Here is a 17,750-nt window from a genome sequence, read left to right as displayed (position 1 = left end):
GATCTCCAAGTCATCCAGGTCGGGTTCAGGCGGGCTCGACGCGACGCGCCGCGTCGTGGCGGCCGCGGGAGGACGGACGTGACCCGCCCTCCCGCGCCGCGGTCAGGGACGCACGAGGACCTTGATGCGCTCGCGCGAGTCCATGAGGCGGTAGCCCTCCGCGACGTCGTCGAGGGACACCTCGGCGTCGAACACGGCGCCCGGGTCGAGCTCGCCGGCGAGCACCTGGGCGATGGCGTCCTCGAGGTAGGCGCGCACCGGGGCCGGGCCGCCGTTCAGGGTCGCGTTCTTGCCGAAGAGCGACCCGAAGCCGACGGGCGCGTCCTCGTACTGCGGCACGCCGACGCGGGAGACGACCCCGCCGGGGCGCACGATCCGGTACGCCTGCTCGTAGGCGGGCATGTGGCCCACGGCCTCCAGCACGGCGTGCGAGCCCTCGCCGCCGGTGAGCTCGAGGACCTTCGCGATGCCCTCCTCGCCACGCTCGGCGACCACGTCGGTGGCGCCCCACTTCCGACCCAGGTCCGTGCGGTCCTGGTGACGGCCCATGAGGATGATCGTCGAGGCACCCATCCGCTGCGCCGCGAGCACGGCGGACAGGCCCACGGCGCCGTCACCGATCACGGTGACGGTCTGGCCCGGGGAGACCTTCGCCATGAACGCGGCGTGGTAGCCGGTCAGGTAGACGTCGGCGAGGGTCAGCAGCGACGGCAGCAGCTTCTCGTCGACGTCGGCGGGCAGCCTCACCAGCGTGCCCGACGCCTGCGGGACGCGGATCTTCTCCGCCTGCGCACCGCCGACGCCCCCGGCTCCGTACCAGCCGCCGTGCCGGCAGGCCGTGTGGAAGCCCTCCCGGCAGAACGGGCAGGTGTTGTCCGAGAACGCGAAGGGGGACACGACCAGGTCCCCGGGAGCGAGGTCCGTGACGGCGTCACCGACCTGCTCCACGACACCGAGGAACTCGTGCCCCATCGGGACACCCTCCTCGGACGCCGGCATCGAGTGGTACGGGTGCAGGTCCGACCCGCACACGCAGGCCAGCGTGACGCGGACGACCGCGTCCGTCGGTTCGACGATCGTCGGGTCCGGGACCTCGTCGACGCGGACGTCGCCCGCGCCGTACATGAACGTTGCTCGCATGGGTGATGCCTCTCGGTGGTGCGGTCGTCGTGAAGCTGGACGGCAGGCCTCAGGCCTCAGGCCTCGGGCCTCGGGTTGTCTGGTCGGCCTGAGCCTGCACTCGCAAGCTCGCTCCGGCTCAGGCCTCGGGGATCGGGAAGAGCTGGGGCTCGTCGAACTCCCGCTCCGGGTCCGGGCCGCTGCCCGTGCCCGTGTCCAGGGCGTCGATACGGGCCAGGTCCTCGGCCGACAGGGTGAAGCCCATGACGTCGAGGTTCTGCCGGATCCGGTCGGGGTTGACCGACTTGGGGATCGCCGAACGGCCCTGCTGCAGGTGCCAGTGCAGCATGACCTGCGCCGGGGACGCGCCGTGGGCCGCGGCGATCTCGGTGATCGTCGGGTCGTCCATGACGCTGCGCCGCTCGTCGCCCCACGGTCCGGGGTAGAACGTGATGCCGCCGATGGGCGACCACGCCTGCGTGAGGATGCCGTGCTCGCGGTGGAACTCCTGCAGAGCCGGCTGCGAGTGGTACGGGTGCAGCTCGACCTGGTTGAGGTGCGGCACGACGTCGGTCGCGTCCATGAGCTGCGTCAGACGCGCGACGGGGAAGTTGCTGACGCCGATGGCGCGCACACGGCCGTCGGCCAGCAGCCGCTCGAGCGCGCGGTACGCGTCGATCGTCCGGTCGAACAGGTTCGCCGCGACCTGGTGGAGGATGAGCACGTCGATCTGCTCGAGGCCGAGCTTGGCCGACGACTTCTCGAACGCGTGCAGCGTCTCGTCGTAGCCGTAGTCGCTCGCCCAGACCTTCGTCTCCACGACGACGTCCGACCGGTCCAGCCCGGAACGGCGCAGCGCCTCGCCGACGCCCGCCTCGTTGCCGTACGCGGCGGCCGTGTCGACGTGCCGGTAGCCGACCCGCAACGCCTCGGTCACGGCGGTGGTCGTCTCGTCGGGCGGGGTCTGGAAGACGCCGAACCCGAGGGCGGGCATCTCGACCCCGTTGCTCAGGGTGAGGGTGGGGATCTCGTTCACGGTCATGCCTTCGACGCTAGGTCGTGGCGCGGTGTCGCGGGAGGCCCTGCTGGTACCCCGTTGCCGGGAACCCGTCACGACCTGGCGGAGCGGGAGAGCGCCGGCCGTCCCGGGTACTGCCAGGACCTCCCATGCCCGGCGGCCCGGACGTACCGTCGAGGCATGGACCTGAAGGCCGAGACACGAGAGTTCCTCGCCTCGCGCCGTGCCCGGATCACCCCGGACCGCGCTGGGCTGCCCGCCTACGGCGGCAACCGGCGGGTGCCGGGGCTGCGCCGCGAGGAGGTCGCGATGCTCGCGGGCGTGAGCGTCGACTACTACACCCGCCTGGAGCGGGGGAACCTCGGCGGCGTGTCCGAGTCGGTGCTGGAGTCGCTCGCCGAGGCGCTCCAGCTCGACGAGGCCGAGCGCGCCCACCTGGCCGACCTCGCGCGGGCCGCGAACACGACCGGCGCCGCCCGCACCCGCGCCCGGCGTCGTCGACCCGCCACCGTGCGTCCCGTCGTGCAGCGGGTGGTCGACGCCATGACGGGCGCCGCGGCCGTCGTCCGCAACGGTCGGCTCGACGTGCTCGCCACCAACGCGCTCGGCCGCGCCCTGTACGCGCCCATGTACGACTCGCCGTCGTTCGTGCCCGGCGAGCCGCTCAACACCGCGCGCTTCCACTTCCTCGACACCGCCGCCGCCCAGGTCTACTGGGGGGACAAGTGGCCGAAGGTCGCGCACGACGCCGTCGCGATCCTGCGCACCGAGGCCGGGCGCAACCCCTACGACTCGACGCTCACCGCGCTCGTCGGCGAGCTCTCGACCCGCAGCGAGGACTTCCGGCGGCTGTGGGCCTCCCACGACGTGCGGCTCCACCGCACCGGCACCAAGGTGTTCCACCACCCGCAGGTCGGTGCGCTCGAGCTCGACTACGAGGCCCTCGAGCTCCCCGGGGACCCGGGGCTCCAGCTGAACGTCTACACCGCCGCGCCCGGCTCGCCGTCCGACGACGGCCTGAAGCTTCTCGCGACCTGGGCCGCCACGGCGCTCGCGGAGTCCGCCACCGCGGCGGCTCCGGGCGCGCAGGACGCGGCCCCCGGCCGGGTCGACTGACCCCGCATCCCCACCCGACCGACCAGGAGGTCACCGTGCAGGTGCTGCCCAAGCCCGCCACCATGAAGAACCCGCCCGAGCAGTTCACCGGGGACGTGTGGCTCGACCCGATCGTGGTGCCGCAGGACGCCGACCAGCGGATGGTCGTGGCGCTCGTCCGGTTCGCGCCCGGCGCCCGCACCGCCTGGCACTCCCACGCGCGCGGGCAGTCGCTGCACGTGACGTCCGGGGTCGCGCTCGTCGGGACGCGGGACGGCGTCGTGGAGGTGCCCGCCGGAGGGACGGTCTACTGCCCGCCCGGCGAGGAGCACTGGCACGGCGCCACCCCGGACGACTTCATGGAGCACCTCGCCATGCTGGAGAACGCCGACGACCCCGCGTCCACGACCACCTGGCTGGAGCACGTCACGGACGACGAGTACGCACGCCCCTGACGGCACGGTGGCACCGACCGCTCCACCGTGGATCGCGTGGAGGTCGTCGGACTGGAGCTCCTGGTGGAGCATCTCCGAGGGCGCTGACGGAGGCTGCGCGGTCGGTGCGGGCCGGCACCGCGCTCACCGGACGAGCGCGGGGACAGGCACCGGGTCGGGGAACGACCCGTCGCCGAACAGGATCCGCCGGGCCGCGGCGCGCCCCGGGGGCGTGCGCAGGGCTGCGACCCCGGCCTCGGCGACGGCGGGCGTGCGCACGAGGCCGAGACCCCGTCGCATGGCGATCCGGCCGCGGAACTGCGTCCGCAGGGCGGCGCCGTCGTAGCGGCGCAGCGGGTCGGGCCGTCCGGTGCGCAGCGCCTGGTCGAGGACGTCGACGGCGTGCGCGGACTGGCGCAGGCACGGGTCGAGGCCGCCCGCGGTGAGCGGGGACACGGCACCGGCGGCGTCGCCGACGAGCAGGCCGTCGGGCGACGCGATGCGCCGCAGCAGGCCGCCGACGGGGATCGGCCCCGCGCGGTGCTCGACGTGCTCGGGGCGGGTGGTCCCGCGCAGCCCGGGGGCCGTCGCGGCGAACTGCCGCAGCGCGTGGTGCATGCCGTGCGGGAAGCGGCGCGCGTACCCGGCGACGCCGACGTGCGCGTGCTCGCCGTCGTCGAGCACCCACGCGAGGTACCCGGGTGCGAGCCGCGGGTCGACGACGCAGTGGAACGCGGGCACGACGTCCCGGCGGGGCACGGCGAACACGTGCTCGGCGCCGACCAGGAGCTCGCGGTTGCGGTCGAGGCCGAGCTCGCGGGCCACGCCCGACCGGGCGCCGTCCGCCCCGACGACGTACCGGGCGCCGACCTCGACCGTGCCGTCCGGACCCTCCAGGACGTGCCGCCCGTCCGCGCGTCCCAGGTACCGGGTGCCGAGCAGGATCCGCACGCCGGCCGCAGCGGCCTGCTCGGCGCCGTCGCGGTAGAGGCCCCGCATGTCCCCGACGCGGTACTCGTCGCGGGGGCTGTCCAGCACGACGGGGCGCCGGTGGGACGGCGGGTAGAGGACCATGCGGCGGACCGCCGGCCCGAGCAGCGCGGGCGGCAGGTGGAAGTCCTCCAGGGTGCGGCGCACGAAGATCCCGGTGGTGCGCACCGTGCCGCCCAGGTCGGGGCGACGCTCGGCCAAGACGACGTCGTGGCCGCGCTGCGCCAGCCCGGTGGCGGTGTGCAGTCCGGCCAGGCCGGCGCCGACGACGAGGACGTCCGCGGACGGGATCCGGGCGGTCATCGGTCCTCCTCGGTCGTGTCGTCCTCGACCCACTCGAGCAGGTCGCCGGGCTGGCAGCCCAGGACCCGGCACATGGCCTCCAGGGTGGAGAACCGGACGGCCTTCGCCCGGCCGTTCTTCAGGACGGCGACGTTGGCGGGGGTGAGGCCGACCCGCTCGGCGAACTCGCCGACGCTCATCTTGCGGCGGGCCAGCTCGACGTCGAGGCGGACGACGATCGGCATCAGATCACCCCGTCGAGGTCGGTGCGCAGGGTGGTCGCCTGGACGAGCAGCGCCCGCATGACCACCATGAGCAGCCCGACGGCGGCGCCGACCAGCACGACGACCAGCAGCAGGGCGGCGACCCCGGTGGGTCCGGCGGCCGCGACCACCAGCACGCCGGCGAGGGCGACGAGCAGCCACGCCACGGCGACGGAACCCAGGATGGTGTCGACCCAGCCGAGGGCCTGGGTGCTGAAGATCCGGTCCTCGTGGACCATCGTCAGGAGCCGCCAGGAGCACACGACGACGACCTCGACGCACGCGAGGACGACGACGGTCAGGGCCAGGAGCGGCCAGCGCAGCCCGGCGAGCTCCGGGGTCTGCTCAGCCATCCGCGCGAACACGGCGGGCAGCACGACGACCTGGGTGGCGAGCAGCGCGACGAGGACAGCGGCGAGGACGGCGCGGAGCGGGACGACGAGGCGTGAGGTCCGGGACATGACGTGACTCTCGCGCCTGCGCCTATCGAAAGTCAATAGGTATGGATCGCTGCACGATATGCCCTCGACCCCTTCACGGTTGCTCCCCGGCCTGCCGTCGGCCGAGCAGCGCGAACCCGCGCCGTCGCGCCGGGCGGGCGGCGCGAGGTTCGCCGCGCGCCGCCGCGGGACCGAGGGTCGAATGGGCTCATGTCCTCCACGTCCGACGCCACGACCGGGACCACGTCGACGCCCTGGGCGTCCGACCCGGCCGCCGTGCTCGCCGGTCTCCACGGCTCGCGCGACGGCCTGACCTCCGCCGACGCGGCGGCGCGACGGGCCGACGCCGGCCCCAACCGGCTGCCGCCGCCGCAGCGCGACCCGCTGTGGAAGCGGGTCCTCGTGCACTTCGACGACATCCTCATCTACATCCTGCTGGTCGCGGCGGCACTCAAGGCGGTGCTGGGCGACTGGGTGGACTTCACGGTGATCCTCGCCGTCGCGGTCATCAACGCGGCGATCGGGTTCATCCAGGAGGGACGCGCCGAGAGCGCGCTGGACGGCATCCGCCAGATGCTGTCGACGACCGCGGAGGTGCGCCGCGACGGCGCGTGGGCGGCGGTGGACGCCGACGACGTCGTCCCGGGCGACGTGGTGCGCGTGCGCTCCGGCGATCGCGTGCCCGCGGACGTGCGCCTGATCGACGCGACGAACCTGCGGGTGGAGGAGTCGGCGCTCACCGGGGAGTCGGTGCCCGCGTCGAAGGACGCCGCGGCGGTCCCGGCGGACTCGGGGGTGGGGGACCGCACGAGCATGCTGTTCTCCGGCACCCTGGTCGCGGCGGGCCAGGGCGTGGGCGTCGTCACGGCGACCGGTCAGGGCACGGAGATCGGCCGCATCCAGACCATGATCTCCGAGGTCCAGAGCCTGGAGACGCCGCTGACGAAGCAGCTCGACCGGTTCGGCAAGGTGCTGGCCGTCGTCATCCTCGCGATGGCGCTGGTGATGGTGCTGGTGGGCCGCGTGCTGCACGACTTCGACGTGCCGGAGCTGATCTCGGCGTCCATCGGGTTCGCCGTCGCGGCCGTGCCGGAGGGCCTGCCCGCGCTCGTCACCATCACCCTCGCCCTCGGCGTGCAGCAGATGGCGCGGCGGCGCGCGATCACGCGCAAGCTCCCGGCCGTCGAGACGCTCGGCTCGGTGACGACGATCTGCTCCGACAAGACGGGCACGCTGACGAAGAACGAGATGACGGCCCGCACCGTCCGCACCGGACGCGGCACCTACGCCGTCGAGGGCATCGGGTACGCGCCGGTCGGCGCGCTGACCACGGCCGACGGCACCGCCGCGACGCTCGACGCGCACCGGGACCTCGCGGCGCTGGCCACCGTGATGATGCTGTGCAACGACGCCCGCCTCGTGCCCGACGACGAGGACGCCGACGGCTGGCGGCTCGTCGGCGAGCCCACCGAGGGCGCGCTGCGCACCCTCGGCACCAAGGCGGGTGTCGACCCCGCCGGCTGGACGCGCGTCGCCGTCGTGCCGTTCGAGTCGGCGAACAAGTTCATGGCCACCCTCGACCGCGACCCGTCCGGCGCGACGTTCGTGCACCTCAAGGGGGCACCCGACCGGGTGCTCGACCGCTGCGCCACGCAGACCACGCCCGACGGCGGCGCCGAACCGCTCGACCGCGCGGCGTGGGAGGCGCACATCGACGAGCTCGGCGGGCAGGGGCTGCGCGTCCTCGCCGCCGCCCGCACCACCGCGCCCGACGACGCGGGCCGCCTCGACGCCGACGACGTCGACCGCGGCCTCGAGCTGTGCGGGCTCGTCGGGATCGTGGACCCGCCCCGCCCGGAGGCGGTCGACGCCATCGCGGAGTGCCGTCGGGCCGGCATCCGCGTCAAGATGATCACCGGCGACCACGCCGGCACCGCCGTGGCGATCGGCCGGGAGATGGGGATCGTCGACCGTCCCGTCGGAGGTGCCGACGGCGATGACGCCCCGGCCGTCCTCACCGGCCCCGAGCTCGAGGCGATGAGCACCGAGAAGCTGCGCGCCGTCGTCCGCGACGTCGACGTCTACGCCCGCACCAGCCCCGAGCACAAGATCCGCATCGTCTCCGCCCTCCAGGCCCACGGCGAGGTCGTCGCGATGACGGGCGACGGCGTCAACGACGCCCCCGCGCTCACCCAGGCCGACGTGGGCGTCGCCATGGGCATCAAGGGCACCGAGGCCACCAAGGAGGCCGCGGAGGTCGTGCTCGCGGACGACAACTTCGCGACCATCGAGCGGGCCGTCGAGGAGGGGCGGCGGATCTACGACAACATCCGCAAGTCGGTGCTGTTCCTCCTGCCGACCAACGGCGCCCAGTCGCTCGTCATCCTCGTCGCGGTGCTGTTCGGCCTCACCCTGCCGCTCTCGCCCGTGCAGGTGCTGTGGATCAACATGATCACCGCCGTCACCCTGTCCCTCGGCCTCGCGTACGAGCGCGCCGAGCCCGACGTCATGCGCCGCGCCCCCCGCGACCCGGCCGCGAACATCCTCGACGCCGTGTTCCTGCGCCGCATCCTCGTCGTGTCGCTGCTCATCGGCGGCGCCACCATGGCGCTGTTCTCCTGGGAGCGGGCCCAGGGCGCCCCGCTGGCCGAGGCGCAGACCACCGCCGTCACCATGCTCGCCCTCGGCCAGCTCGCCTACCTGTTCAACTGCCGGTTCCTCGACCGCTCCAGCCTCACCCTCGACGTGCTGCGCGGGAACCGCGTCATCTGGATCTCCGCCGTCGCGCTCGTCGTGCTGCAGTGCGTGTTCGTCTACGTGCCCGTCATGCACGACTGGTTCGACTCCGCCGCCATCGGCATCGGGGCCTGGGCCAGGTGCGCCGGCCTGTCCGTCGTCGTGTTCGGCCTCGTCGAGGCCGTCAAGTGGCTGGGGCGTCGCCGGCACTGACGTATCAGCAGGTCCCGGGCCCGCCTCCCCAGAGACGAGGGCCGGTGCGCCCGTGGGCGCCCCGGCCACCACGAGGCAGGGGGGTGACGGACGATGTCGCGACGACTCGCCGCGCTGGCCGCGGCGCTGCTGCTCACCGTCTCCGCCGGGTGCGGCATCGTCACCTCGCCCCCGGACGACGACGTCGGCCCGACCGCCGAGGAGACCACCGGTGGCAACGGCAACGGCAACGGCAACGGCAACGGCAACGGGAACGGTGGCGGTGGCGGGAACGGCACGCCGCGCATCGAGCTCGCCGGGCTGCCGATCGGCGGGGAGCAGTTCGTGCTCGTCGACGACGCCTGGTGCGGCGAGGCGTTCCTCCAGGCCACGCCGCCCGACGGCGTCGAGGTGACGATCACCGACGTCGCCGCGACCGCGGCGGGCGTGGTCGACGTCGGCTGCCCCGGCTCGGCCACGTGCAGCGGCGCGACGCTCGACGTCGGCAGCAGCGGCTGCACGGTCGCCGTCCGCCCCGACTCACCGACAGCCGAGACCGTCGACGTCGTCGCCACCGCCTACGCCACCTGCGAGTCGGAGGAGGCCTGCGAGGCCTACCGCGCCGCTCTCGGCGAGGGTGCCGTGTGGACGATGAGCGCACCGGAGGGGTGGCCGGTCGGGTCGTCCTCCCCGGACACCGACGAGGGCGCCGGCGCCGGCGACGGCGGCGGCACGGACACGGACGACGACGGCGACACCGGCGGCGGGTCCACCGAGGAGAGCGGGACGTCGTGACCGGCCCCGCCGCGGACGACACCCGCCGCGGGACGTTCGCGCACGTCTGGTCGGTGGTGGGCGGCGTCGTCGCGCCGGTGACCCTGGTGACGGCGGTGCTGTTCTACTTCGGGTACGTGCACACGCAGGCCCAGCTGGAGTACTTCGGGGTCGACGTCGACCTGCTCGGGCTCGGCACGCAGGACTTCGTCATGCGCAGTCCCGGCGTGCTGCTCGTCCCGATGCTCGTGCTGCTGCTCGGCGGGGCGGCGCTGCTGCTCGCCGACGGCGTGGTGCGTCGCCGCCTGGCCGCCGCGGACGCCGCGCGGCACCGGCGCACGGCCCGCACCCTGGTGGCCGTCGGGTCGGTCGTGCTGCTGCTCGGCGTCGCGCTGGTGCTGGCCTTCCCGGCGGTGGGCGACTGGGTCCTGTACCCGCTCGTCGCGCCGACGGTGCTGGGTTGCGGGGCGGCGCTGGCGACCTACGGGCTGGTGCTGGCGAGCCACGCGCCCGGGAGCGGCCGCACGGGGGTGGTGCGCGCGGCGGACCCGGTGCGGACGGTCGAGGTGCTGCTGGTGCTCACGGTGGTGGCCGCCCTGTTCTGGGCGACGGCCACGATCGCGCAGTGGGCCGGGTACACGCAGGCGTCGGACCTCGCCGCCGACCTCGGTGTGCTGCCCGCCGTCGTCCTGGACACGGAGCAGCGGCTCCAGCTCGGCGACGACGTCGTCACCCAGGAGCCGCTGCGGGCCGACGACGGCGACCGGTTCCGGTTCCGCTACACCGGTCTGCGGCTGCTCGCGGAGGGGGACGGGACGCTGTTCCTCGTCCCCGAGCGGTGGACGGACGACGGTTCCACCCTCGTCGTCCCGGTGTCCGACGTGCGGTTCAGGCTGCCGTTCCCGGGGTGACGTCGTCGGACGCCGCCCGCGCCGCGACGCCCGTGAAGTGGCGCGAGATGCCGTAGGCGGCGAGCAGCCCCGCGGTCACGGTGACCAGCGTGTCGAGGTTCGCCCCGAACCGGAACCGGCCCACACCCAGCAGCAGGCAGGCGCCGGCGACCGCGTTGGTGCCGGACCACACGAGGTTCTCGGTCGGCGTCGACGGACCGACGCCCGGAGGGTCGGCGAACGGGCTCGGGAACGACGAGCCGGACAGGGCGTGCACGCCGTGCGGCACCGCGTTGACCAGCAGCGCGGCGCCGGCGGCGTGCGCCACCACCGAGCCGGGGGAGGACGGGAGGTCGTGGGTGGTCATGGACCGCACGCTACCCACCCGGGCCCCCGCGGTGACGACGAGGTGCCGGGTGGCGGGGAATGCGGTGGCGTCCCGCGGGGTTGGACACGTCGACCCCCACCCCTGACGAAGGACACCTCTATCCATCCGACGCCCGTGACGACCACCCGACCGCACCACCGCGAGGAGACGACCATGTCTGCCACCACCAGCCTGCGAGACCTCGCGACGACGCCCACCGTGCGCCTGCGCACCGACGACGGGCCGGGGGTCACCACGTGGCTGGTCGCGCTCGGCCGGCACCTGTACGTCCGGTCGATGCCCGGCGGTACGCGCTCGTCGGGGACGCACGGGCAGCGGGCCCACGTGGTCGTGGCCGGTGTCGAGCACCCGGTGCTGCTGGCCGAGGTGGCGCCGGAGGTGCACGGCCCGCTGGACGCGGCCTTCCGGGCCAAGTACGGCCGCTGCACGCCGGAGAAGGTGCGGGCGCTGACGTCCGACGCGGCCGCCGCGACGACGTTCCGGCTCGACGCCCGCCGCCTCACCTGGGCCGAGCGGGCGGCCGTCGCTCGCGCCGCGGTCCGTGATCGTCGCCGGTTCGTCGGTGCCGGTCGCACCGGCACGGCGGCGGGCGACGAGGTGCCCTGCGTCGCCTGCTGACCTCGGCGTCAGGCCGGCGGCAGCAGGACCCGTACCCCGAGACGCTCGAGGTCGGCGACGTTGTACGTCATGACCGGTGCCTCCAGCGCGAGCGCATGGGCGGCGATGAGGCCGTCCTTGTGGCGGGCACGTGAGGCGACCGCCCCGCCGGCCAGCACCCGCGCTGCGGCAGCGCCGTACTCCCGGGAGGCGCGCGCGTCGAAAGGGAGCCAGATCCCGGCGTCGTCCAAGGCGTCGAGCCGCAGGCGACGCATGGTCGCGATCTGTTCCTGCCCGCGCAGCGCTGCCGCGCTGACGCCGAACTCCAGCTCGGCGCGCGACACCGTCGAGGCTCGATACCGGTCGATCTCCTGGACGACGACGTCGGGCATCGAGACGAGGACGTTCGTGTCGAGCAGCGCTCTCACCGGTCGAGGTCCTCGGCCAGGTCGAGGACGGTGCCCTCGGAGTCGCGCAGGGCCTCGAGCTCGGCGAGCTCGGACTCGACGGCCTCCGGGGGCATGAGACGGCGCAGGACTCCCATCGCGGCGGCGAACCGCTCGTTCGTCAGCTCGTCGATGTCGGCGACCGGCACCACGACGAACTTGGGTCGGTCTCGGGCGACGACCAGGACCGGGCCGCTGTCCGCGTTGACGTCGTTGAGCCGGCTGCGGAACTCGGAGACCTTCAGGCGCGGGAGGGAGTCGAGGTCCTCCGGTACAGGAACCGTCTTCATGGACAGATCTTACGTCTGATGTACACCTTGAGGAAGGGCGTCATCACGCGAGGTGCCGGACGTCGTCGGCGGGGAGCTGCTCCCACCAGCGGCGGTACCGGCTGAACACGGCGGGCTCGCGGTCGGCGAGGAAGGTGCGCAGGGCGGCGGCCTCCGCTTCGAGACCGTCGAGGTCCGCGCGCCCGACCGGCTCGAACAGCGCCGCGTCGACGCCGTCGACGGTGGCGCGCCACACCCCGACGACCCGCCCGCCGACGAGCACGGCGGGCAGGGTGTCGCCGTTGCGGCGGATGACGTGCGTGCGGTGCTCCTCGGGCAGCACGCGCGTGCGGTCGGCGTGCGCGAGCAGCACGGAGTCCCACATGCCGAGCAGCCGCGGCGGGGCGGGGGTGTCGGCGGGCGGTCGCGGGGCGTCGGGCAGGTCGAGCAGTGCCCTCGGGCCCTTCCCGGACAGGACGACGAGCTCGTCGCGCAGCGCCTCGACGGCCGGGCCGGTGAAGGGGCGGCGCAGCAGGGCGAACCGCCCGAAGTCCGCCTCCGACGCCGGGCCGAACGCCTCGAGGTAGCGGCGCAGCAGGTGCACGACGGCGGGGTCGTCGCCGGGCGGGGAGGCGTCGGCGCCCGTCGTCGCACCGGCCCGGTACCGGCGGCGGGTGGGTGTGTACGACCAGGGTGGCCCGGTGGGGACGTGGTGCAGCGGTGCGAAGGTGCGCAGCGCGAACCAGGCGGCCGGGGCGCGCTCGGCGCCCAGCATCCGCGTCAGCTCGGCCGTCAGCTCGTCCTGCGTCCGGGGCTCGGCGGCGAAGGCGAGCAGGGCGTCGCGGACGTCGTTCACCTCGGCGGGGGTGAGCTCGGCGGGCGCGAACCGGCGGTCGTACAGCCGGGACCCGCGCAGCGGGTCGGTGACGGCGCGGTGGAACGACGCCCAGTCGTCGGCGTGGACGGCGTGCAGGGTGACCCGCACGAGGGTGGAGCGCACGACGGTGCCGGTGGCGAACGCGTCGTCGAGGTCGGCCGGGTCGAACCCGGCCACGCGGTTCCACAGGGCAAGGTACGGTGCGGCGGGCTCCTGCGCCTGGACGGCGGCGACGGCGCGCACGGCCTCGGGCACGGGCAGGTCGCTCCGTCCCAGCAGGTGCTGGCGGGCCAGGGTGGCGCGTCCGAGCGCCGCGGGCGAGACGTCCACGCCCCGACTGTGCCGGGGCTGCGCTCCACCCGCAAGGGCGCTGCGTACAGATTTGTCGTCAGCCCATCGACATTTGCTTGACAGAAATCATAAGTGGCGTAGCGTGCGGACCATGGTCTACGACGACTCCAGCACGCCGCCGCGACGACGCACCGGCCTGTGGTTCCTCGGTGCCCGCGGGTCGGTCGCCACGACAGCCACCCTCGGCGCCCTCGCGCTCGCGCGCGGCCAAGCCCCCGTGACCGGCCTGGTCAGCGAGCTGCCCGAGGTCGCTCGCGCCGGTCTGGTCGGCATCGGCGACCTCGTGATCGGCGGCCACGACGTCGGCGGCAGCATGCTCGACCGCGCCCACGAGCTCGCCGCCTCGGGCGTGGTGCCCGCCGCCACGGTGGCCGCGCTGGCCGACGACCTCGCCGCCGTCGACGCCCGCGTCCGCCCCGGTGCCACCGGGACCGCCGACCGGGCGACCGCCGACCGGCTCCAGGCCGACCTGGAGGAGTTCCGCGCCGCGCACGACCTGGAGCGCGTCGTCGTCGTCGACCTCACCAGCACCGAGCCGCCCGCACCGCAGGCCCACACCGTGGGCACCCTCGCCGAGCTGGAACGCCGCCTCGACGACGGCACCGCGCCGCTGCCGCCGTCGTCGCTCTACGCGTACGCGTCGTTCCGCGCCGGCTGCCCCGTCGTCTGCTTCACGCCGTCCACCGGGCCGCGCACCCCCGCGCTGGAGGAGCTGGCCAAGACCCTGCACCTGCCGTGGGCGGGCCGCGACGGCAAGACCGGCGAGACGCTGCTCAAGGCGACCCTCGCGCCGATGTTCGCGACCCGTGCCCTGGCGGTGAGGTCGTGGTCCGCGTTCAACATCCTCGGCGGCGGCGACGGCCGCACCCTCGCCGACCCGGCCGCGGCGGCCAGCAAGACGGCCACCAAGGCGATGACGGTCGAGGCGGTGCTCGGCTACCCCGTCGAGGGTCCCGTCCGCATCGACCACGTCGCCGACCTGGGCGACTGGAAGACCGCCTGGGACCACGTGACCTTCGAGGGCTTCCTCGGCACCCGCATGCGGATGCAGGTCACGTGGGAGGGCTGCGACTCGGCCCTCGCCGCGCCGCTCGTGCTCGACCTCGCCCGCCTCGTCGCCCGCGCCCACGAGGTCGGGCTCGCCGGACCGCTGGGAGAGCTGGGGTTCTTCTTCAAGGACCCCCTCGGCAGCACCGAGCACGCCCTGGCAGCACAGTGGCAGACGCTGACCCGGTGGTGCGCGACCCTGGGCGACGGCGCGCCGGACGCGGGCGGCGCCGCCGCGTCCGACGGTGCCGCATGAGGTGGCGGGACGCCGCCGAGCTGGTCCGGCTGCCCGCCGCGCTCACCGTGCCCGGCGACACGCTCGCGGGTGCCGCCGCGGCCGGCTGGCCGTGCGGGAAGCGCACCGCCGCGCTCCCGGTGGCCTCGGCGTGCCTCTACTGGGCGGGCATGGCCCTCAACGACTGGGCCGACCGTGAGCTCGACGCGACCGAACGCCCCGAGCGGCCCCTGCCGTCGGGGCGGGTGCGGCCGGGGGAGGCGCTGGCGCTCGCGGGGGGCCTGACCGCCGCGGGTCTCGGGGCCGCCGCGGTCGCGGGGCGGCGGCCCCTCGCCGTCGCCGCCGCGCTCGCCGCGACCGTCTGGACCTACGACGTCGTCGCCAAGCCGACGCCGGCGGGCCCGGCCGTCATGGCCGCGACCCGGTTCCTCGACGTGCTCATGGGCGCCGCGGGGCGCCGCGCCGGGCTGGTGCCCGCCGCCGTGATGGGCGTGCACACCCTCGCCGTGACGGCGGTCAGCCGCGGCGAGGTGCACGGCACCACCACCGGCCAGGGCCGGGCGGCCGTCGCCACGACCGTCGCCGCGGCCGCGGGAGCCGCCCTCGCCCCGGGCCGTGCCCGCGTGCCCGCCGTCGCGCTCGCCGCGACGTACGCCGCGGCCGTCCTGCCCGCCCAGGTGGACGTCGTGCGCCGGCCCGACGCGGCCACCGCCCGGCGCGCCACGGGCGTCGGCATCCGCGGGATGGTGCCCCTGCAGGCCGCCCTGCTGGCGGGGCACGGGGCCGTGGCGGCCGCCGTGGGGCTGCTCGCCGCGGTCCCGCTGGCCCGCCTCGGCGCCCGGGCGGTGAGCCCCACGTGATCACGCTCGGCTACGGCACCAACGGATTCGCCGACCACCGCCTCGAGGACTGCCTCGCCTTGCTCGCGGACCTCGGCTACGGCGGGGTCGCGCTGACGCTCGACCACATGCACCTCGACCCGCACGCCCCCGACCTGGCGCGGCGTACCGGCGACGTCGCGCGGCTGCTGGACCGGCACGGGCTCGCCGTCGTCGTCGAGACCGGCGCCCGCTACGTGCTCGACCCGCGCCGCAAGCACGAGCCGACGCTCGTGTCCGACGCCGGGCGCGAGCGTCGCGTCGAGCTGCTCGCCACCGCGGTGCGGGTCGCCGTCGACCTCGGCGCCCCCGCCGTGCACCTCTGGTCGGGGGTGCTCCCCGCGGGCACGTCGCCCGCGACCGGCTGGGACCGTCTCGTCGCCGGGACCGCGGAGGTGCTGATGCTCGCCGACGACGCGGGGGTCGACCTCGCGTTCGAGCCGGAGCCCGGGATGCTGGTCGAGAAGGTCGCGGACGTCGTGCGGCTGCGTGACGCGCTCGGGAACCCCGACCGGCTGCGCCTGACGATCGACGTCGGCCACCTCACCTGCGTCGAGGACGCGCCCGGACCGGACGTCGTGCGCGCCGCGGGTGCGCTGGTCGCGCACGTCCAGGTGGACGACATGCTGCCGGGCGTCCACGAGCACCTGGAGCTCGGCGCGGGAGAGGTCGACCTGCCGGGCGTGCTCGCCGCGCTCGACGAGGTCGGGTACGACGGGCTCGCGTCGATCGAGCTGCCGCGGCACTCGCACGCCGCCGCCCGGCTCGCGACGACCAGCATGACCGCGCTGCGGGACGCCGCCACGACCGCCGGGGTGCCGGTCCGGCCGGCGTCCGCGGGCAGGCACGAGGTCCACGACGAGGTGGGGGTGACCGGATGACCCTGGCACGCACGACGCTCGACCCGGCCGCGGAGGCGCGGCTCGTCGCCCTGGTGGCGCAGGTGCGCGCCTCCCCGGACACGCTGCCCGGGGCGTTCGCCCGCGCGGCCCGCGCGGTCGGCCGCGGCCCCGGACCGGGCGGCCACGCGGTGCAGGACGTCGCCCGCGTGCGGCTGCTGGTCGCGGCGACGCAGGGCGCCGGGCCGGACGGGACGGCCGCCGTCGCCGACGACCTGTACCGCACGGGCGACGCGGACGAGCGCCGCGCCGTCCTGCTCGCCCTGCCCGACCTCGACGTGGGCGACGCCGCGGTGCCGCTGCTGCACGACGCGCTGCGCACCAACGACTCCCGGCTGGTGGCCGCCGCGATGGGACCGTACGCGGCCGCCCACCTGCCGGACGACGCCTGGCGGCACGGTGTGCTCAAGTGCCTGTTCACCGGCGTGCCGCTGGCCGTCGTCGCCGACCTGCCCGCCCGCCGGGACGCCGAGCTCGACCGCATGGTCGCCGCCTACGCGGCCGAGCGGCGCGCGGCCGGCCGGGACGTCCCCGCCGACGCCCTCGACCTGCTCGCCACCACCCCCTGACCCCGCCGAGCGCCTCTGAAGGTCCGCCGTGCGCGTCTCATGGCCGACCTCCAGAGACGCTCGGCCCCCGACAAGGAGACGGCCCGTGCGCATCTTCGACCCCCACATCCACATGACGTCCCGGACCACCGACGACTACGAGCGCATGCGCGACGCCGGGGTGCGCGCGCTCGTCGAGCCGGCGTTCTGGCTCGGACAGCCCCGCACGTCGGTCGGCTCGTTCGTCGACTACTTCGACGCGCTGCTCGGCTGGGAGAGGTTCCGGGCCGCGCAGTTCGGGATCGTGCACCACGCGACGATCGCCCTGAACCCGAAGGAGGCCAACGACCCGCGCTGCCACGGCGTGCTCGACCTGTTGCCCCGCTACCTGGAGAAGGACGGCGTGGTCGCGGTCGGCGAGACGGGCTTCGACTCGATGACCGACGACGAGGAGCGGGTGTTCGTGCGCCAGCTCGAGCTGGCCGGCGAGCACGACCTGCCCGTGCTGGTCCACACCCCGCACCGGGACAAGGCGGCGGGCACCCGCCGCACCCTGGAGATCGTCGCGCAGGTCGGGATCGCGCCCGAGATGGTCGTCGTGGACCACCTCAACGAGGTGACGGTGGACGTCGTGGACGACGCCGGCTGCTGGGCGGGGTTCTCCGTGTACCCCGACACCAAGATGGACGAGGGGCGCATGGTCGAGATCCTGCGTCGTCGCGGCCTGGACCGGGTGCTGGTCAACTCGGCGGCCGACTGGGGGAGGTCCGACCCGCTGAAGACCTGGCGCACCGGGCAGGCGATGCTCGCCGCCGGGTTCACCGACGACGACGTCGACCGCGTCCTGTGGCGCAACCCCGTCGCGTTCTACGGGCAGAGCGGGCGCCTGCTGCTCGACGCGGACGGCGCCGCGTCGTCCGGGGAGTTCCAGGGCAACTCGGTGCGCCGCGGCGAGCCCGCCACCCCCGCCGGGCAGGTGTGA

The 17,750-nt window shown here is 74.9% G+C and carries 20 protein-coding genes; 11 read left to right on the top strand and 9 right to left on the bottom strand.

Translation table 11 applies throughout. The features are described 5' to 3' along the window. Positions 1-102: 102 nt before the first annotated feature. Both I598_RS11355 and I598_RS11350 read right to left on the bottom strand, forming a co-directional pair. Positions 103-1,140, bottom strand: coding sequence for an alcohol dehydrogenase catalytic domain-containing protein (locus tag I598_RS11355; protein WP_198155685.1), 1,038 nt, complete (start codon positions 1,138-1,140; stop codon positions 103-105). Positions 1,141-1,258: 118 nt separating this feature from the next. Further along, positions 1,259-2,161 (bottom strand): aldo/keto reductase, encoded by a 903-nt coding sequence (locus tag I598_RS11350; RefSeq protein WP_068203056.1) that lies wholly within the window; start codon positions 2,159-2,161, stop codon positions 1,259-1,261. A gap of 156 nt (positions 2,162-2,317) precedes the next feature. On the opposite strand from I598_RS11350, the gene I598_RS11345 reads away from it, so the two are divergent. Further along, complete coding sequence (locus I598_RS11345; protein WP_068203055.1) at positions 2,318-3,253, top strand: helix-turn-helix transcriptional regulator; 936 nt, start codon at positions 2,318-2,320, stop codon at positions 3,251-3,253. Between the two features lie 62 nt (positions 3,254-3,315). Continuing rightward, on the top strand, positions 3,316-3,687 hold the full coding sequence (locus I598_RS11340; RefSeq protein ID WP_418268512.1) for a (R)-mandelonitrile lyase: 372 nt from the start codon (positions 3,316-3,318) through the stop codon (positions 3,685-3,687). A 123-nt stretch (positions 3,688-3,810) separates the two neighbouring features. Here I598_RS11340 and I598_RS11335 read toward each other — a convergent pair whose 3' ends face one another. Genes I598_RS11335 through I598_RS11325 form a run of 3 tightly spaced genes read right to left on the bottom strand, consistent with a single transcriptional unit; the run spans position 3,811 to position 5,662 of the window. Further along, positions 3,811-4,959 (bottom strand): NAD(P)/FAD-dependent oxidoreductase, encoded by a 1,149-nt coding sequence (locus I598_RS11335; RefSeq protein WP_068203053.1) that lies wholly within the window; start codon positions 4,957-4,959, stop codon positions 3,811-3,813. Further along, a complete protein-coding gene (locus tag I598_RS11330) occupies positions 4,956-5,183 on the bottom strand; it encodes a helix-turn-helix domain-containing protein (protein ID WP_068203052.1) in 228 nt (75 codons plus the stop codon). Before I598_RS11330 ends, I598_RS11335 begins: the two co-directional genes overlap by 4 nt. Beyond that, positions 5,183-5,662, bottom strand: a complete 480-nt coding sequence (locus I598_RS11325) for a DUF2975 domain-containing protein (protein WP_068203051.1) — start codon at positions 5,660-5,662, stop codon at positions 5,183-5,185. Before I598_RS11325 ends, I598_RS11330 begins: the two co-directional genes overlap by 1 nt. Before the next feature lie 189 nt (positions 5,663-5,851). On the opposite strand from I598_RS11325, the gene I598_RS11320 reads away from it, so the two are divergent. From I598_RS11320 to I598_RS11310, 3 genes are all read left to right on the top strand, one after another. Beyond that, positions 5,852-8,590: a cation-translocating P-type ATPase gene (locus tag I598_RS11320; protein WP_068203050.1), complete on the top strand. Its 2,739-nt coding sequence runs from the start codon at positions 5,852-5,854 to the stop codon at positions 8,588-8,590. A 93-nt stretch (positions 8,591-8,683) separates the two neighbouring features. After that, positions 8,684-9,364, top strand: coding sequence for a hypothetical protein (locus I598_RS11315; RefSeq protein ID WP_068203049.1), 681 nt, complete (start codon positions 8,684-8,686; stop codon positions 9,362-9,364). After that, entirely contained in the window at positions 9,361-10,254 is an 894-nt protein-coding gene (locus I598_RS11310; RefSeq protein ID WP_083973206.1) for a hypothetical protein, read from the top strand. The genes I598_RS11315 and I598_RS11310 overlap by 4 nt, the downstream gene beginning before the upstream one ends. On the opposite strand, the gene I598_RS11305 is transcribed toward I598_RS11310, so the two are convergent. Next, positions 10,232-10,600: a hypothetical protein gene (locus tag I598_RS11305; RefSeq protein WP_068203048.1), complete on the bottom strand. Its 369-nt coding sequence runs from the start codon at positions 10,598-10,600 to the stop codon at positions 10,232-10,234. The two genes, I598_RS11310 and I598_RS11305, sit on opposite strands and share 23 nt — an antisense overlap. 174 nt (positions 10,601-10,774) lie before the next feature. Between I598_RS11305 and I598_RS11300 the strand changes: the two genes are divergently transcribed. Further along, positions 10,775-11,239: a DUF2255 family protein gene (locus I598_RS11300; RefSeq protein ID WP_157557217.1), complete on the top strand. Its 465-nt coding sequence runs from the start codon at positions 10,775-10,777 to the stop codon at positions 11,237-11,239. An 8-nt stretch (positions 11,240-11,247) separates the two neighbouring features. On the opposite strand, the gene I598_RS11295 is transcribed toward I598_RS11300, so the two are convergent. From I598_RS11295 to I598_RS11285, 3 genes are read right to left on the bottom strand one after another with little or no spacing between them, the layout of a single operon-like run. Further along, positions 11,248-11,646: a PIN domain-containing protein gene (locus tag I598_RS11295; RefSeq protein ID WP_232314135.1), complete on the bottom strand. Its 399-nt coding sequence runs from the start codon at positions 11,644-11,646 to the stop codon at positions 11,248-11,250. Continuing rightward, a complete protein-coding gene (locus I598_RS11290; RefSeq protein ID WP_068203046.1) occupies positions 11,643-11,954 on the bottom strand; it encodes a type II toxin-antitoxin system prevent-host-death family antitoxin in 312 nt (103 codons plus the stop codon). The genes I598_RS11295 and I598_RS11290 overlap by 4 nt, the downstream gene beginning before the upstream one ends. A 43-nt stretch (positions 11,955-11,997) precedes the next feature. Next, a complete protein-coding gene (locus I598_RS11285) occupies positions 11,998-13,140 on the bottom strand; it encodes a winged helix DNA-binding domain-containing protein (RefSeq protein WP_068203045.1) in 1,143 nt (380 codons plus the stop codon). 112 nt (positions 13,141-13,252) lie between these two features. On the opposite strand from I598_RS11285, the gene I598_RS11280 reads away from it, so the two are divergent. The 5 genes from I598_RS11280 to I598_RS11260 all read left to right on the top strand — a co-directional run bounded on the left by I598_RS11280 (position 13,253) and on the right by I598_RS11260 (position 17,750). Beyond that, the gene (locus I598_RS11280) at positions 13,253-14,464 is read left to right on the top strand and encodes an inositol-3-phosphate synthase (RefSeq protein ID WP_068205227.1); all 1,212 of its coding nucleotides are present in this window, start codon (positions 13,253-13,255) and stop codon (positions 14,462-14,464) included. Continuing rightward, on the top strand, positions 14,461-15,303 hold the full coding sequence (locus tag I598_RS11275) for an SCO3242 family prenyltransferase (RefSeq protein ID WP_068205226.1): 843 nt from the start codon (positions 14,461-14,463) through the stop codon (positions 15,301-15,303). The genes I598_RS11280 and I598_RS11275 overlap by 4 nt, the downstream gene beginning before the upstream one ends. Next, complete coding sequence (locus I598_RS11270) at positions 15,300-16,202, top strand: sugar phosphate isomerase/epimerase family protein (RefSeq protein ID WP_068203044.1); 903 nt, start codon at positions 15,300-15,302, stop codon at positions 16,200-16,202. The genes I598_RS11275 and I598_RS11270 overlap by 4 nt, the downstream gene beginning before the upstream one ends. Beyond that, on the top strand, positions 16,199-16,789 hold the full coding sequence (locus tag I598_RS17880) for an EboA domain-containing protein (RefSeq protein WP_068203043.1): 591 nt from the start codon (positions 16,199-16,201) through the stop codon (positions 16,787-16,789). Before I598_RS11270 ends, I598_RS17880 begins: the two co-directional genes overlap by 4 nt. Positions 16,790-16,874: 85 nt before the next feature. Beyond that, a complete protein-coding gene (locus I598_RS11260) occupies positions 16,875-17,750 on the top strand; it encodes a TatD family hydrolase (RefSeq protein ID WP_068203042.1) in 876 nt (291 codons plus the stop codon).

Origin of the sequence: Isoptericola dokdonensis DS-3 (assembly GCF_001636295.1) — a bacterium.
GTDB lineage: Bacteria > Actinomycetota > Actinomycetes > Actinomycetales > Cellulomonadaceae > Isoptericola > Isoptericola dokdonensis.
Note: the sequence above shows the minus strand (reverse complement) of the source record. Positions and strands in the feature narration are given on the sequence as shown.